Below are 14,481 nucleotides of genomic sequence, written 5' to 3'. Positions count from 1 at the left end.
CCTAACCCTCTCCCCAAAGGGGCGAGGGGATAGTCCGCGCGCTTTTATTGCAATGTCATCAATCGTTTAATTAACTCATCGACAGCAGTTGGTTGGCACGGCCTGCGTTATCATCGACGCTGCTGATCACCTTCATCTGCATTTCAAAACGCCGCGCGCTGGCAATCATGTCGCTCATTGCCGAAACGGCATTGACGTTACTGCCTTCCAGAACGCCCGACATCACACGCAACGTCGGGTCAGCCTGCAGCACCGTGCCACGCGTTGCCTGGCTTTCCGCATTTAAACGAAAAATACCGTCATCACCACGCTGTACTTCACTGCCCATGGCTTTCACCAGTTTCAGACGCCCCACTGGCGCGACGGTATTTGCCGGATCGCCGGGATTCCGCGCCGAAATCGTGCCATCGGCGGCAATCGTGATTTCTGCCCCTTCCGGTACAGCAGTCGGTCCCGCCTCGCCAATCACCGGATGCCCCTGAATCGTCAGTTGCCCGGTGGGATCAACCTGGATGCTGCCGTTACGCGTATACCCTTCGCTACCGTCAATAGTCTGCACGGCCAGCCAGCCGTCCTGCTGTAATGCGACGTCCAGCGGGCGCGAGGTGTAATCCATCTTGCCGGGAGTCATGTCTGCACCCGGCGTTGACGCCGTTACCAGCGTGCGCGTGGGCAGAGAAAGCCCTTCCACCGGCACCGCACGTAAGGCGTTTAACTGCGCGCGAAAACCCGGTGTCGAGACATTTGCCAGATTACTGGCGGTCACCGCCTGCTGATTCAGCGTCTGGCTGGCGGCGCCCATTGCGGTATAGATTGCGTGATCCATTGAGCTATTCCGTCAGCAATTAGCGTAAGTTAACCAGCGTGTTAAGGATCTGATCCTGGGTTTTGATGGTCTGAGCATTGGACTGATAGTTACGCTGGGCGACAATCATATTGACCAGTTCTTTGCTGAGATCGACGTTGGACGCTTCCAGCGCGCCGTTGGTCAGACTGCCAAAATTACCCGTTCCGGCAGTCCCCAGCAGCGCCACGCCAGAAGATTGCGTCGCAGACCAGACGTTATCGCCTTCGGAAGCCAGCCCTTCGTTGTTAGCGAAGTTTGCCAGCACAATCTGCCCCAGCAACTGGGTTTGTTCGTTGGAATAGTTACCGACTACCGTGCCGTCATCGTTGATTTGATAGCTCACCAAATCGCCAGGTTTGTAGCCATCCTGCGTGGTTGCCACAATGTTGTTTGCGCCGGTGTTTTGCTGCATAGAATTGAGGAAACTTAACGAGAATGAGGCAGGATCTGCGCCATTGATTGCGCCGGTGGTAATGTTCGCTGTCCCCCCCGAAGTCAATATGCCATTGGCATTAAACGCTAGCGTCGTTGCGTGGTTCGCTGTGCCTGTTGGATCACTGCTGTCCTGGGTGTAAACATCCCAGTTATTATCCCCGGTCTTCACAAAGTAGACGCTCATGTCATGAGCATTCCCCTGACTATCGAAAACAGTCACCGAGCCTTTTTTGTTATAGCTATCCGCATTACTGGCATCAAAGGTAGTCACCGACGGAAGCGGATCACTGGAGTTCAGGTTGATCTGCATCGACGCCGTGGTGGTGGTTTTTGCCGCCATCAAGGTATTTGGAATCGAAATATTGGTCGGATTCGCCCCTTGCTGAATGGTCGGCGGCGTGCCGGTTGCCGGATAACCTGTCAACTGTAAACCTTGCATATTCACCAGGTTGCGGTTTTCATCGAGTTTGAATTGCCCGTTACGGCTATAAAACACCGAGCCGTTGCTGTCTACCAGGCGAAAAAAACCGTTCTGGCTGATAGCAACGTCAAGACCACGTCCGGTATTGGTGGTCGTGCCATCGGTAAAATCCTGGGTGATGCCAGCAACTTTTACTCCCAGTCCCACTTTAGAACCCGCGAACATATCAGCAAATGAAGCCGTGCCGGATTTAAAGCCATAGGTGGCGGAGTTGGCGATATTGTTGCCAATGACATCGAGGTTGGTGGCGGCAGCGTTTAATCCGCTTACCGCTTGAGAAAAGGCCATGACTGACTCCTGAAATGTGAAGGCTTAGATTATCTGCCGTACTTCGTCGAGCGTGGTGGTGCCGTAAGTACCAAGATCCAGCGTATTCCCGTTGTTGCCGCGAATCACGCCCTGTACCAGAGCAAACTGCAGCGGTTGAGCCACTAACTGCGTACCACCGTTACTGGCGCTAATCGCCACGTTATAAGAACCATTTGGAGCGGTTGTGCCATCAGTTAACGTACCGTCCCAGGTGAAACTGTGGACGCCGGCGGTCAGTTCACCGATATCAATAGTGCGCACAACCGCGCCGTTTTTATCAGTGATAGTGGCAGTGACTTTGTCTGCCGCCTGTTGCAGTTCAACACCGAACGGTGTGGTCGTGGTTACCGCACCTTCTTCACTGCCGGTTCCGGCAAGAATAGTGGTGCCGGGGATCATCACACCGTGACCAATCAGGTTACTGGCCTGTAGCGACTGACTGTTGTCTATCTGCCCGGAAATCGAACCGAGCGTAGTATTGAGTTTTTCAATCCCACTGACCGTGCTGATTTGCGCCAGTTGCGACGTCAGCTCGTTGTTTTCCATTGGATTGGTCGGGTCCTGGTTTTTTAGTTGTGCCACCAGCAAGGTCAGAAAACTGCTTTGTAAATCTGCGGCGTTACTGCCCGTGATCGAACTACTGCTGGTAGTGCTGACGCCGGTATTTGTCGGATCGGTGGTGGTTACCGCAATGGACATGGCTTTCTCCTTTATTGACCGAGCGTGAGGGTTTTCAGCATCATGCTTTTCACCGTGTTAAGCACTTCCACGTTGGCCTGATAGCTGCGCGACGCCGACATGGTGTTAACCATCTCCCCGACAACATCAACGTTTGGCATTTTCACGTAGCCCTTCGCGTCCGCCAGCGGATTACCCGGCTCATAAACCAGTTTGTCCGGAGCCTGACTTTCAATAACATCGGCAACCTTTACGCCGCCCGTAGCAGCGCCTGGCGCGGCGTTCACCTGGAACACCACCTGTTTTGCCCGATAAGGTTGTCCGTCTGGGCCAGTCACACTGTCGGCATTAGCCAGATTACTGGCCGCCACGTTCAGACGCTGGGACTGAGCAGTTAACGCCGATCCGGCGATATCAAAAATATTCAGCAGTGCCATCCGTTAATTTCCGCTCTGTAAAACGTTCATCATGCCTTTGATTTGCCCACTCAACGCACTAAGGCTCATCTGGTATTGCAGGCTGTTATCGGCAAACTGGGTACGTTCGCGATCCATATCGACGGTATTGCCGTCCAGCGAAGGCTGATCCGGAATACGGTATTGCAGTTCTGTGGAAGGAGGCGTCAGCGCCTGCGCCGGAATGTGTTGCGTTGAGGTCATGGTCAGCGCAACCACGCTGGTTTCATCTCGTCCACGCTGCATCACTTTTTTAAGTTCACTGGCAAAATCTATATCGCGCGCCTGATAACCAGGGGTATCAGCATTGGCGATATTTGCCGCCAGCACTTCCTGACGCTGGGCGCGCAGATTGAGCGCCTCTTGTTGAAAACGTAAGGCGGCGTCGAGCTTATCGAGCATATCTCCTCCGCAGGTATCAAAATTCTGCCGTCAGCTTAAAGGCTTTACGCGCGCGTTATCGGCGGAATAAACGCAAAATGGGTCGCTATTTATGCCGTTGATGGTCACAACGCGCGGGTACAATTTGGCCTGTAGAAATGGCTGGAGGTGAAAATGCTGGCAATGAAGCGTTGTATGGTGATCATCGCGATACTGTTCAGTCCGCTGAGTGCGGCTGGCGATCTCACATCACAATTGCAAACCTTTTTTGCCGCACAACTGGCAGGGTTGAGTGATGAAGTCCGGGTCTCTATTCGTACTGCGCCCCATTTACTGCCTCCGTGTGAACAGCCATTGCTGTCGATGACCAGCAATTCCCGCCTGTGGGGCAATGTGAATGTGCTGGCGCGCTGCGGCAACAACAAACGATATTTGCAGGTTAATGTGCAGGCCACGGGAAATTATGTGGTTGCTGCGATGCCCGTTGTGCGTGGGGGAAAACTGGAATCTGGCAGTGTCAAACTAAAACACGGACGGCTGGATACCTTACCGCCGCGTACTGTACTGGATGTCAATCAACTTGTTGATGCCGTCAGCCTGCGCGATCTGGCGCCCGAACAGCCTGTACAGCTAACCATGCTGCGCCAGGCCTGGCGAGTCAAAGCCGGTCAACGCGTCAATGTGATTGCCAGCGGGGAGGGATTCAGCGCCAATGCTGAAGGTCAGGCACTGAACAATGCCGCCGTCGCGCAAAATGCTCGTGTCCGCATGGTGTCGGGTCAGGTGGTCAGTGGCGTGGTGGATGCTGATGGGAATATTCTTATAAACCTGTAAGCTGTTAAAGATTGACCGACTATTGCCGATAAATAAGCAACAAATGATAAAAGCGCCCTCAATGAGGAATAAACCATGAGTATTGACCGCACTTCACCTCTGAAGCCCGTAAGCACCGTTCAGCCACGCGAAAACACTGACGCGCCGGTAGCCAATACCCGCTCGACTAAAACGACCGCAGCCACCAGCACCAACGTCACGTTAAGCGATGCGCAGGCAAAATTGATGCAGCCAGGCAGCAGTGATATCAATCTTGAACGCGTAGAAGCGTTGAGACAGGCGATTCGTAACGGTGAGCTAAAAATGGATATCGGCAAAATTGCCGACGCGCTGATCAGCGAAGTACAACAAGACTTACTGAGTAAATAGGCTTATGACGCGTCTTGCAGAGATCCTCGACCAGATGTCCACAGTGCTTAACGAGCTTAAAATGGTGATGGATCAAGAGCAACAACATCTCTCTATGGGGCAGATCAACGGCAGCCAGTTGCAATGGACTACAGAACAAAAAAGCTCACAGCTGGCAACGCTGGATTACCTTGAGCAGTTACGTCGGCAAACACTGGATACTGTAAACAGCGACGAGATCACACAGCGATGGCAGGAAATTACCGTGAAAACGCAGCAACTGCGCCAGTTAAATCAACATAACGGCTGGCTTCTGGAAGGACAGATTGAGCGCAATCAACAGGCGCTGGAGATGCTGAAACCGCATCAGGAACCGACGCTGTACGGGGCTAACGGTCAAACCTCAACGTCCCATCGCGGCAGTAAAAAGATATCTATCTGAAGATTTTCTCCGGCCTGCAATGCAGGCCGGAACGCATTATTACACCGTCCGACGGGCAAACTCTTTAACTTTGAAGCCCAGCACCGCCAGCGCGGCAAAGTATGCCGCGATCCCCGCGACAACAACCGCCATCAAGCGTAGTAAGCGCCAGGGCATAGTGCCCAATGACCACTCTGGCATGATGTGTAACATACCTAACAGCACGCCAGACATCACCAATACGGCTACCAACAAACGCAACAGAAACGCAGTCCAGCCGGGCTGTGGGGTAAAGATTTTCTGCTTACGCAACTGCCAGTACAGCAGCGAAGCATTCAGGCAAGCCGCCAGACCAATGGAAAGCGACAATCCGGCATGTTTCAACGGGCCGATAAACGCCAGGTTCATCAATTGCGTCAGGATCAGCGTGACGATGGCTATTTTTACCGGTGTTTTAATGTCCTGTCGGGAATAAAAGCCCGGAGCCAGCACTTTCACCACAATCAGGCCAATCAAACCCACCGAGTAAGCAATTAACGCCCGCTGGGTCATCAGCGCATCAAAGGCGGTAAATTTACCGTATTGAAACAGTGAAACGGTCAACGGCCCGGAAAGGATACCCAGCGCCACCGCGCTTGGCAGCGCCAGCAAGAAACAAAGACGCAGCCCCCAATCCATCAAGCGGTTGTATTCATCGTGATTGCCGCTGGCAAAACTTTTCGACAGCGACGGTAGCAAAATGGTGCCCAGCGCCACGCCCAGTACGCCAGACGGGAACTCCATTAAACGGTCGGCGTAATACATCCAGGACACAGAACCGGATGCCAAAAACGAAGCGAAAATGGTGTTAATGATCAAGGAGATCTGACTGACAGAGACGCCAAGAATCGCCGGTCCCATCTGTTTCACCACGCGCATCGCACCCGCATCGTGGAAGTTAATGCGTGGCAAAACCAACATGCCTATCTTCTTCAGGTGCGGTAGCTGATAAACCAGTTGCAGGATACCGCCCACCGTTACAGCCCACGCCAGCGCCAGCACAGGCGGATTAAAGTACGGCGCGGCAAACAGCGCAAAACCAATCATGCTGATGTTAAGTAACGTCGGGGCAAATGCCGGAATCGAAAAACGGTTCCAGGTATTGAGAATCGCCCCCACCAGCGACGCCAGGGAGATCAGCAAAATATAGGGAAAAGTAATCTGTAATAGCTGGGTAGTCAGGGCAAATTTGTCGGCAGTATCAGCAAAGCCCGGCGCGGTCACCATGATTACCCACGGCGCGGCGAGCATCCCGGCAACCGTCACAACCGCCAGCGCGAGTGTCAGCAGACCAGAAACATAAGAGACAAAGACCCGCGTGGCGTCTTCACCCTGCTTGCTTTTATATTCCGCCAGAATCGGCACAAATGCCTGGGAGAAGGCTCCTTCAGCAAAAATACGGCGCAACAAGTTAGGAAGTTTAAAAGCGACAAAAAAGGCGTCGGTTGCCATCCCTGCGCCAAAGATTCTGGCGACAATTGCGTCACGTGCGAAGCCAAGCACACGCGAAAACATGGTCATCGAGCTGACGGCGGCCAGCGATTTTAATAAATTCATCGGTGTTCTAATCCAGACCCACGGGCAAAACGCCTGCAAGGCAGGCGCTGAAAGAGGCGAATAGTCTACCTGGATTATGGTGAATTGCTACCGCCAGATGTTACAGGGTTTATTCACTCATCGCGTCGCGCCAGATCTTGTCAACGATGCGCTGCGCCAGCACCGCCTGTTCACCGGCGGTTTGCGGAACTGTCTGATTTTGCACGCACTCAATGAAGTGACGTGCGCAACCAACAAATCCACGCTGCTCAAGGGTACTCTGCCAGCCTGGAATCGGTTTATGCACTACCCCCTGCCCGCGCTCCTCACGCCATTCACGCATATCCGTAATGTCGATGAGCGCACCGTCAGTCACGGCCTGCACGGCTTCACGCTGACTTCCGGCACGGCGATGCATACTGGTGGTAATCTGCAAAGAACCCGCAGAAAAATGGTGCTCGGCAAATAGCATTTCGCCAGCGTCGTTAGTCAGTAGCGTGCCGCCATCCAGAGAGGCTTTACCGCCAGACAACCACAGCGCGGTATCCACCACATGCAGATAATCATCCAGCAACGTGAAATAAAGATCGTGCGGCCCGACACTATTGCTACGATGCTTATCCATTCTTAGCGAGGCCGCCGTAGCGAGTTGCGTTTTTAACTCACAGTAGAGAGGTGCGAAACGGCGGTTAAAACCGACCATCAGGGTGAGTTTTTTCCGTGCTGCCAGTTCCACCAGCCGCTCGGCATCACGCAGATTTTCCGCCAGCGGTTTATCAACACAAACATGCACCCCCGCATTTAACAGCGCACTGACAACCTCAAAGTGGCTGGCAGTGCTTGAATGCACGAAAACCGCATCGCAACTGGCGGCGAGGCTGGATAACGAATCAGCGTAGGGAATGCGCCAGCTTTCACAAACTGGCAGGGCTTTCTCACGCGTTGGCGACCACGCGCCTTGTAACGTCCAGTCTGATGCTGCCGCCAGCACCGGTAACCACGCTTTTTGCGCGATGCCGCCTAATCCCACTACGCCGATACGTAATTTTTTCACTTTAATCTCCCAGATGGGCCAGCAATGAATCAAGACGCTGTTTCAGTTCTGCCACTTCGATTTCCAGTGCTTCGACACGAGCCTGTAAATCGCCGTCAACCGCGTTCGACGACTCCGTTAACACCGGTTGATCCTCAACCTCACCGCTGAAAAGATGCATATAACGGCTTTCACGTTTACCCGGGTCACGAGCCAGGCGAACCACAAAAGGCCCGTCTTCACGATTAGCCAGTTGTTCCAGCGTGGACTCCACTTCCGCCATATCGCTAAATTCATACATCCGCGCCGCGCGGCTGCGCAATTCGCCTGGCGTCTGGGCACCGCGTAACAACAAAGTGGTTATCAACGCCACTTCTGCGGCACTCAGTTTCAGATCGCCAAATTCTGAATTACAAAAGCGTTGCTCATATTTGGTGACCCGATTACCAAAACCGCTCACCGTGCGTAAATAATGACGTTTGACCAGATTATCCAGCTGCTCCTGCACCTCGGATTCACTCAGATTCATTACCGGTTCACGGTTCGTTTTCTGATTACAGGCCGTTACTACACCATTTACAGAAAGCGGATATTGCTCCGGCGTTGTCACCTGTTTTTCCAGCAAGCAGCCAATCACGCGGGCTTCCAGTGCAGTAAGTTGATATTTCATGAGATTCTCCTTAGCGGCCGGGCGTCCAGTCTGGGGTGGTTAATGCCGTCAGTACGTGATCGCGCCATTGTCCATCAATCAACAAATAATCTTTCGCATAGCCTTCTTTTTCAAAACCCAGTCGCGCAAGTAAATCACCGCTGCGTTTATTGTGCGGCATATAGTTGGCCATAATGCGATGAATATGTTGGGTGCGCTGCATATAACGAATGGCGGCGGTCAGGGCTTCAAACATTAGCCCTTTGCCCTGCCATTTTTGCCCAATCGAATAACCGAGATAGCAGGCATGAAAAGATCCTCGCACCACATTAGAAAAATTGGCAACGCCAATAATCTCTTTCTCATCCGGGTCGAATAACCCAAAATAGAATGCAGAACCTTGTTTATGAAATTCATTAATCATGCTTAACCTGGCCTGCCAGCCTGAAGGATAGCAGTGGCTTTCGTCGCGCACTGGTTCCCAGGGCTTGAGGAAATGGCGATTCTCTGCGTAATAATCCGCCAGCCGCCAGGCATCACGATCATGCACCAGACGCACGACCAGTCGGTCCGTGGTTAAGCGCACTTTTGGCACGTTACTGCGATAGCCAAACATTCTATACCTACTCCTTCCCGTAACGTCTTTAATACGCTGTAAGTATTACTATACCTGCGCAACCAGAGCCTGTGAAAAGTCCAAAATGCCATTTCCTGCATTATTCACATATTTGATAAAAACTCTCTATCAAAGAGGGCTTTCGATAAAAAAATATTGTCCCGGGAATTGTGGGAAAAGTATTAGCGACCATGCAGAATAGAAAGTGCTCATCTTTTATTTCCCAGGAGGGGAAATGTCGCGCGTGTCGCAGGCGAGGAACCTGGGTAAATATTTCCTGCTCATCGATAATATGCTGGTCGTGCTGGGGTTCTTTGTTGTCTTCCCGCTGATCTCCATCCGCTTCGTTGATCAAATGGGCTGGGCCGCCGTGATGGTCGGTATTGCCCTCGGTCTGCGTCAGTTCATTCAGCAAGGGTTGGGTATTTTTGGCGGCGCAATTGCCGACCGCTTTGGCGCTAAACCAATGATTGTCACCGGTATGCTGATGCGCGCCGCCGGATTCGCCACTATGGGCATCGCCCAGGAGCCCTGGTTACTGTGGTTTTCCTGCCTTCTCTCAGGTCTTGGCGGCACTCTTTTCGATCCGCCGCGTTCGGCGCTGGTGGTCAAATTGATTCGCCCGCAGCAACGTGGGCGCTTTTTCTCGTTGTTGATGATGCAGGACAGTGCCGGTGCGGTCATTGGCGCTTTGTTGGGAAGCTGGCTGTTGCAATATGATTTCCGCCTGGTCTGCGCCACAGGGGCGATTCTATTTGTACTGTGTGCAGCGTTTAATGCCTGGTTGTTACCGGCATGGAAACTCTCTACCGTGCGCACGCCAGTCCGCGAAGGCATGGCTCGCGTGATGCGTGATAAACGTTTTGTCACCTACGTCCTGACGCTGGCGGGCTACTACATGCTTGCCGTTCAGGTGATGTTGATGCTGCCGATTATGGTCAACGACGTCGCCGGAGCGCCCTCTGCCGTTAAATGGATGTATGCCATTGAAGCATGTCTCTCCTTAACCTTGCTCTACCCTATCGCTCGCTGGAGCGAAAGGCGCTTTCGTCTGGAACACCGGTTGATGGCTGGGTTGTTGATAATGTCATTAAGCATGATGCCGGTGGGCATGGTCAGCAGCCTGCAACAACTTTTCACCCTGATTTGTCTGTTTTATATCGGTTCGATCATTGCCGAACCTGCGCGTGAAACCTTAAGTGCCTCGCTGGCGGATGCACGAGCACGCGGCAGCTATATGGGTTTTAGCCGTCTGGGTCTGGCCATTGGCGGAGCTATTGGCTATATCGGCGGCGGTTGGCTGTTTGATCTGGGAAAGTCGGCACAACAACCAGAGTTACCGTGGATGATGTTGGGCATTATTGGCATAATCACCTTCCTTGCGCTGGGTTGGCAATTTAGCCAGAAACGCGCGGCGCGTCGGTTGCTGGAACGCGACGCCTGAAAACGCGATGCTTTCTGTTACCATTGCTCGCCCTGTCAACCTGACACGCCTTAACAGCTTGTTATTACCTGCCGCCGCAGAATTCAGTTTTTTCTGCTGGCGAGTTTAACGCTGGTGGCACATGCTGCGTTGTGTCAGGATATTGACGCAGATTTCATGTCGAGGACTACCATGAACAAGTTTTTATTTGCCGCTGCATTGCTCGTCAGCGGCCTGCTCGTTGGCTGTAATCAACTCACCCAGTACACGATTAGCGAACAAGAAATTAACCAGTCACTTGAGAAACATAATAATTTCTCGAAAGATATCGGTTTGCCCGGCGTAGCGGATGCCCATATTGTTCTGACAAACCTGGCCAGCCAAATTGGTCGCGAAGAGCCGAATAAGATAACCTTAACCGGGGATGCAAATCTGGATATGAACTCCCTGTTCGGCAGCCAGAAAGCGACCATGAAACTAAAACTGAAAGCACTGCCGGTTTTCGATAAAGAAAAAGGCGCTATCTTCCTGAAGGAAATGGAAGTGGTCGATGCGACGGTACAACCGGAAAAAATGCAGACAGTGATGCAAACGTTGCTCCCCTATTTGAATCAGGCATTACGCAACTACTTTAACCAGCAACCGGCTTACATTCTGCGCGAAGATGGCAGCAAAGGTGAAGCAATGGCGAAAAAACTGGCGAAAGGTATTGAGGTGAAACCTGGCGAAATTGTCATTCCGTTTACTGATTAAACACGAGGGCGCATTCGCGCCCTTTATTTTTCGTGCAAAGGAAAACGTTTCCGCTTATCCTTTGTGTCCGGCAAAAACATCCCTTCAGCCGGAGCATAGAGATTAATGACTGCACCATCCCAGGTATTAAAGATCCGCCGCCCAGACGACTGGCACCTTCACCTCCGCGATGGCGACATGTTAAAAACTGTCGTGCCGTATACCAGCCAAACCTATGGTCGGGCCATCGTTATGCCCAATCTGGCACCGCCCGTGACGACCGTTGAAGCTGCCGTGGCTTATCGTCAACGTATTCTTGACGCCGTCCCTGCCGGGCACGACTTCATCCCGCTGATGACCTGCTACCTAACTGATTCACTGGATGCAGACGAACTGGAGCGAGGGTTTAACGAAGGCGTGTTCACCGCTGCAAAACTTTACCCAGCAAACGCGACCACCAACTCCAGCCACGGCGTGACGTCGGTTGACGCTATCATGCCCGTACTGGAGCGAATGGAAAAAATGGGTATGCCACTGCTGGTACACGGAGAGGTGACACACGCCGACATCGACATTTTTGACCGTGAAGCGCGCTTTATTGAAACTGTTATGGAGCCGCTACGCCAACGTCTGGCTGGGCTGAAAGTGGTTTTTGAGCACATCACGACGAAAGATGCCGCTGAATATGTTCGTGACGGTAATGAACTGCTGGCTGCTACCATTACACCCCAGCATTTGATGTTTAACCGTAACCATATGCTGGTTGGTGGCATACGTCCGCATCTGTACTGCCTGCCCATTCTCAAACGTAATGTGCATCAACAGGCGCTGCGTGAACTGGTCGCCAGTGGCTTTAGTCGCGTTTTCCTTGGGACTGACTCCGCGCCACATGCGCGTCATCGCAAAGAGAGTAGCTGCGGTTGTGCCGGCTGTTTTAATGCCCCAACGGCGCTGGGCAGTTACGCCACTGTCTTTGAAGAAATGAATGCGTTACAGCACTTTGAAGCATTCTGTTCTTTAAACGGCCCGCAGTTCTATGGTTTGCCAGTCAACGAATCGTTTATTGAACTGGTACGCGAAGAGCAGAAAGTGGCTGAAAGCATCGCTCTGACTGACGACACGTTGGTGCCATTCCTGGCCGGAGAAACAGTACGCTGGACAGTTAAACAATAAAAAACGTAGTTCCCTGTTGTCATTAGGTTATTTTGCCTGTATAAATAACCAGTATATTAAACAGGGGGCTATTATGAGAATTGAAGTCACCATAGCGAAAACTTCTCCATTACCTGCCGGAGCCATTGACGCTCTGGCAGTTGAACTTTCCCGCCGTATTCAATATGCGTTTCCTGATAACGAAGGTCATGTTTCTGTTCGTTATGCCGCAGCTAATAATTTATCGGTTATTGGCGCAACAAAAGAAGATAAACAGCGCATTAGCGAAATTCTGCAAGAAACATGGGAAAGCGCAGATGACTGGTTCGTTAGCGAATAATATGCAGTAATGTTTGTTTTTGCCGGGTCGCCCCGGCTTTTTTATTTTCAGCACAAAATTTCTACACTTCCTCAAAATAATTGCACGATATGCTAAAAAAATATGAATGACATGCTGTTTTATTGTTCATATAAATCTTAAAAACAAAAAAATATCTCTTTCCCCCTTTAAAAATTCTGTGGATACCCTTACTTATTGGTATACTGAAGTTGCTTCAGATAAAAATGCATTGAACCTCGAATAACGTTGTCTAGTAACACGAATTAGGGGGCCATGATGGAAAAAAACAATGAAGTCATTCAGACTCATCCGCTCGTAGGGTGGGACATCAGCACCGTTGATAGCTATGATGCTCTGATGTTGCGTTTGCACTACCAGACCCCAAATAAGTCCGAGCAGGAAGGGACTGAAGTTGGTCAGACACTCTGGTTAACTACTGATGTTGCCAGACAATTTATTTCGATATTAGAAGCAGGAATCGCCAAAATTGAATCTGGTGATTTCCATGTAAATGAGTATCGTCGTCATTAACTTGACATGACCATCCACCCAAAAGGCACCAGATTGGTGCCTTTACTATTTCTGGGTTGTATATCTGCATTCACTTAATTACTCTGCTTAAACCATGAGAGCAGAGAGAAAAAAATGAAATACGATCTCATCATTATTGGCAGCGGTTCCGTAGGCGCTGCAGCCGGGTATTATGCCACTCGGGCCGGTTTGAAAGTGCTGATGACCGACGCCCATATGCCGCCGCACCAACACGGCAGCCACCACGGTGATACACGATTAATTCGCCATGCTTATGGTGAAGGTGAAAAGTATGTTCCGTTGGTACTTCGCGCGCAAACCCTGTGGGATGAACTCTCCCGTTACAACGAAGAAGACCCCATTTTTGTGCGCTCTGGCGTCATTAACCTCGGCCCAGCCGACTCCGAATTCCTCGCCAATGTCGCCCACAGCGCGGAACAATGGCAACTCAACGTCGAAAAACTGGATGCGCAAACCATTATGGCTCGCTGGCCTGAAATACGCGTCCCTGACAATTACATCGGCTTGTTTGAGGCTGATTCTGGCTTTCTGCGCAGCGAACTGGCAATTAAAACCTGGATCCAACTGGCGAAGGAAGCTGGCTGTGCCCAACTGTTCAACTGCCCGGTCACCGCAATTCGTCATGACGATGACGGCGTAACTATTGAAACAGCTGACGGCGAGTATCAGGCGAAAAAAGCGATCGTCTGCGCGGGAACCTGGGTAAAAGACCTGCTGCCAGAACTGCCTGTCCAGCCAGTACGCAAAGTGTTCGCCTGGTATCAGGCCGATGGTCGTTATAGCGTGAAAAATAAATTTCCGGCCTTTACCGGAGAACTGCCCAATGGCGATCAGTATTACGGCTTTCCCGCCGAAAATGACGCTCTGAAAATTGGAAAACATAATGGTGGTCAGGTGATTCATTCAGCGGATGAACGCGTTCCGTTTGCTGAAATCGCCAGTGACGGTTCTGAAGCATTTCCCTTCTTACGTAGCATACTGCCGGGCATTGGTTGCTGCCTGTACGGAGCTGCCTGTACCTACGATAATTCGCCTGATGAAGATTTTATTATCGACACCCTGCCCGGTCACGATAATACGCTGCTGATTACCGGCCTGAGTGGTCACGGATTTAAATTTGCATCGGTATTAGGGGAAATAGCCGCCGATTTTGCGCAAGGTATAAATAGCGATTTTGATTTGACGCCATTCAGACTTTCCCGCTTCAAATAATCATCATC

General features: G+C 51.5%; 18 protein-coding genes. 9 read left to right on the top strand and 9 right to left on the bottom strand.

The genetic code is table 11. From position 1 onward, the window contains the following. Nucleotides 1–70 precede the first annotated feature (70 nt). Genes flgF through flgB form a run of 5 tightly spaced genes read right to left on the bottom strand, consistent with a single transcriptional unit; the run spans nt 71 to nt 3,607 of the window. Nucleotides 71–826 carry a flagellar basal-body rod protein FlgF gene (gene flgF, locus RGV86_RS21310; RefSeq protein WP_309508438.1) on the bottom strand — a complete coding sequence of 252 codons (756 nt, stop codon included), beginning with the start codon at nt 824–826 and terminating at the stop codon, nt 71–73. A 19-nt stretch (nt 827–845) separates the two neighbouring features. After that, on the bottom strand, nt 846–2,051 hold the full coding sequence (gene flgE / locus RGV86_RS21305) for a flagellar hook protein FlgE (RefSeq protein WP_000885864.1): 1,206 nt from the start codon (nt 2,049–2,051) through the stop codon (nt 846–848). A 24-nt stretch (nt 2,052–2,075) separates the two neighbouring features. Then, nucleotides 2,076–2,771, bottom strand: a complete 696-nt coding sequence (gene flgD / locus RGV86_RS21300) for a flagellar hook assembly protein FlgD (RefSeq protein ID WP_000020458.1) — start codon at nt 2,769–2,771, stop codon at nt 2,076–2,078. 11 nt (nt 2,772–2,782) lie between these two features. Beyond that, nucleotides 2,783–3,187: a flagellar basal body rod protein FlgC gene (flgC, locus tag RGV86_RS21295; protein ID WP_001196460.1), complete on the bottom strand. Its 405-nt coding sequence runs from the start codon at nt 3,185–3,187 to the stop codon at nt 2,783–2,785. 3 nt (nt 3,188–3,190) lie between these two features. Beyond that, nucleotides 3,191–3,607, bottom strand: a complete 417-nt coding sequence (flgB, locus tag RGV86_RS21290; protein WP_000884706.1) for a flagellar basal body rod protein FlgB — start codon at nt 3,605–3,607, stop codon at nt 3,191–3,193. A 153-nt stretch (nt 3,608–3,760) separates the two neighbouring features. Here flgB and flgA point away from each other — a divergent pair, with 153 nt between their 5' ends. From flgA to flgN, 3 genes are all read left to right on the top strand, one after another. Then, on the top strand, nt 3,761–4,420 hold the full coding sequence (gene flgA, locus RGV86_RS21285; RefSeq protein WP_000880637.1) for a flagellar basal body P-ring formation chaperone FlgA: 660 nt from the start codon (nt 3,761–3,763) through the stop codon (nt 4,418–4,420). 75 nt (nt 4,421–4,495) lie between these two features. After that, on the top strand, nt 4,496–4,789 hold the full coding sequence (flgM, locus tag RGV86_RS21280; protein WP_000020870.1) for a flagellar biosynthesis anti-sigma factor FlgM: 294 nt from the start codon (nt 4,496–4,498) through the stop codon (nt 4,787–4,789). Nucleotides 4,790–4,793: 4 nt separating this feature from the next. After that, nucleotides 4,794–5,210, top strand: coding sequence for a flagella biosynthesis chaperone FlgN (flgN, locus tag RGV86_RS21275; RefSeq protein ID WP_000197371.1), 417 nt, complete (start codon nt 4,794–4,796; stop codon nt 5,208–5,210). 39 nt (nt 5,211–5,249) lie between these two features. On the opposite strand, the gene murJ is transcribed toward flgN, so the two are convergent. The 4 genes from murJ to rimJ all read right to left on the bottom strand — a co-directional run bounded on the left by murJ (nt 5,250) and on the right by rimJ (nt 9,062). After that, nucleotides 5,250–6,785 carry a murein biosynthesis integral membrane protein MurJ gene (gene murJ / locus RGV86_RS21270; RefSeq protein ID WP_001050689.1) on the bottom strand — a complete coding sequence of 512 codons (1,536 nt, stop codon included), beginning with the start codon at nt 6,783–6,785 and terminating at the stop codon, nt 5,250–5,252. Nucleotides 6,786–6,894: 109 nt separating this feature from the next. Next, complete coding sequence (locus RGV86_RS21265) at nt 6,895–7,818, bottom strand: Gfo/Idh/MocA family protein (RefSeq protein ID WP_000736172.1); 924 nt, start codon at nt 7,816–7,818, stop codon at nt 6,895–6,897. Nucleotide 7,819: 1 nt separating this feature from the next. Beyond that, a complete protein-coding gene (locus RGV86_RS21260; RefSeq protein WP_000877105.1) occupies nt 7,820–8,467 on the bottom strand; it encodes a YceH family protein in 648 nt (215 codons plus the stop codon). Nucleotides 8,468–8,477: 10 nt separating this feature from the next. Continuing rightward, a complete protein-coding gene (gene rimJ / locus RGV86_RS21255; protein ID WP_000468197.1) occupies nt 8,478–9,062 on the bottom strand; it encodes a ribosomal protein S5-alanine N-acetyltransferase in 585 nt (194 codons plus the stop codon). 235 nt (nt 9,063–9,297) lie between these two features. On the opposite strand from rimJ, the gene mdtH reads away from it, so the two are divergent. The 6 genes from mdtH to solA all read left to right on the top strand — a co-directional run bounded on the left by mdtH (nt 9,298) and on the right by solA (nt 14,473). Further along, entirely contained in the window at nt 9,298–10,506 is a 1,209-nt protein-coding gene (gene mdtH, locus RGV86_RS21250; protein ID WP_000092224.1) for a multidrug efflux MFS transporter MdtH, read from the top strand. A 171-nt stretch (nt 10,507–10,677) separates the two neighbouring features. Continuing rightward, nucleotides 10,678–11,238: a lipoprotein gene (locus tag RGV86_RS21245; protein ID WP_010345626.1), complete on the top strand. Its 561-nt coding sequence runs from the start codon at nt 10,678–10,680 to the stop codon at nt 11,236–11,238. Between the two features lie 105 nt (nt 11,239–11,343). Next, nucleotides 11,344–12,390 (top strand): dihydroorotase, encoded by a 1,047-nt coding sequence (pyrC, locus tag RGV86_RS21240; RefSeq protein ID WP_000126572.1) that lies wholly within the window; start codon nt 11,344–11,346, stop codon nt 12,388–12,390. Between the two features lie 73 nt (nt 12,391–12,463). After that, complete coding sequence (gene dinI / locus RGV86_RS21235) at nt 12,464–12,709, top strand: DNA damage-inducible protein I (protein ID WP_001217767.1); 246 nt, start codon at nt 12,464–12,466, stop codon at nt 12,707–12,709. Nucleotides 12,710–12,985: 276 nt separating this feature from the next. After that, nucleotides 12,986–13,240 (top strand): biofilm formation regulator BssS, encoded by a 255-nt coding sequence (bssS, locus tag RGV86_RS21230; RefSeq protein WP_000414435.1) that lies wholly within the window; start codon nt 12,986–12,988, stop codon nt 13,238–13,240. A 114-nt stretch (nt 13,241–13,354) separates the two neighbouring features. Next, nucleotides 13,355–14,473: an N-methyl-L-tryptophan oxidase gene (solA, locus tag RGV86_RS21225; RefSeq protein ID WP_000872755.1), complete on the top strand. Its 1,119-nt coding sequence runs from the start codon at nt 13,355–13,357 to the stop codon at nt 14,471–14,473. Nucleotides 14,474–14,481 lie beyond the last annotated feature (8 nt).

This window comes from Escherichia ruysiae (assembly GCF_031323975.1).
Taxonomy (GTDB): Bacteria; Pseudomonadota; Gammaproteobacteria; order Enterobacterales; family Enterobacteriaceae; genus Escherichia; species Escherichia ruysiae.
This window is presented reverse-complemented; position numbering and strand designations above follow the sequence as displayed.

Coding starts and splice junctions, on each gene's coding strand:
- flgF (WP_309508438.1), bottom strand. CDS start 826: ATGGATCACGCAATCTATACCGCAATGGGCGCCGCCAGCCAGACGCTG.
- flgE (WP_000885864.1), bottom strand. CDS start 2,051: ATGGCCTTTTCTCAAGCGGTAAGCGGATTAAACGCTGCCGCCACCAAC.
- flgD (WP_000020458.1), bottom strand. CDS start 2,771: ATGTCCATTGCGGTAACCACCACCGATCCGACAAATACCGGCGTCAGC.
- flgC (WP_001196460.1), bottom strand. CDS start 3,187: ATGGCACTGCTGAATATTTTTGATATCGCCGGATCGGCGTTAACTGCT.
- flgB (WP_000884706.1), bottom strand. CDS start 3,607: ATGCTCGATAAGCTCGACGCCGCCTTACGTTTTCAACAAGAGGCGCTC.
- flgA (WP_000880637.1), top strand. CDS start 3,761: ATGCTGGCAATGAAGCGTTGTATGGTGATCATCGCGATACTGTTCAGT.
- flgM (WP_000020870.1), top strand. CDS start 4,496: ATGAGTATTGACCGCACTTCACCTCTGAAGCCCGTAAGCACCGTTCAG.
- flgN (WP_000197371.1), top strand. CDS start 4,794: ATGACGCGTCTTGCAGAGATCCTCGACCAGATGTCCACAGTGCTTAAC.
- murJ (WP_001050689.1), bottom strand. CDS start 6,785: ATGAATTTATTAAAATCGCTGGCCGCCGTCAGCTCGATGACCATGTTT.
- RGV86_RS21260 (WP_000877105.1), bottom strand. CDS start 8,467: ATGAAATATCAACTTACTGCACTGGAAGCCCGCGTGATTGGCTGCTTG.
- rimJ (WP_000468197.1), bottom strand. CDS start 9,062: ATGTTTGGCTATCGCAGTAACGTGCCAAAAGTGCGCTTAACCACGGAC.
- mdtH (WP_000092224.1), top strand. CDS start 9,298: ATGTCGCGCGTGTCGCAGGCGAGGAACCTGGGTAAATATTTCCTGCTC.
- RGV86_RS21245 (WP_010345626.1), top strand. CDS start 10,678: ATGAACAAGTTTTTATTTGCCGCTGCATTGCTCGTCAGCGGCCTGCTC.
- pyrC (WP_000126572.1), top strand. CDS start 11,344: ATGACTGCACCATCCCAGGTATTAAAGATCCGCCGCCCAGACGACTGG.
- dinI (WP_001217767.1), top strand. CDS start 12,464: ATGAGAATTGAAGTCACCATAGCGAAAACTTCTCCATTACCTGCCGGA.
- bssS (WP_000414435.1), top strand. CDS start 12,986: ATGGAAAAAAACAATGAAGTCATTCAGACTCATCCGCTCGTAGGGTGG.
- solA (WP_000872755.1), top strand. CDS start 13,355: ATGAAATACGATCTCATCATTATTGGCAGCGGTTCCGTAGGCGCTGCA.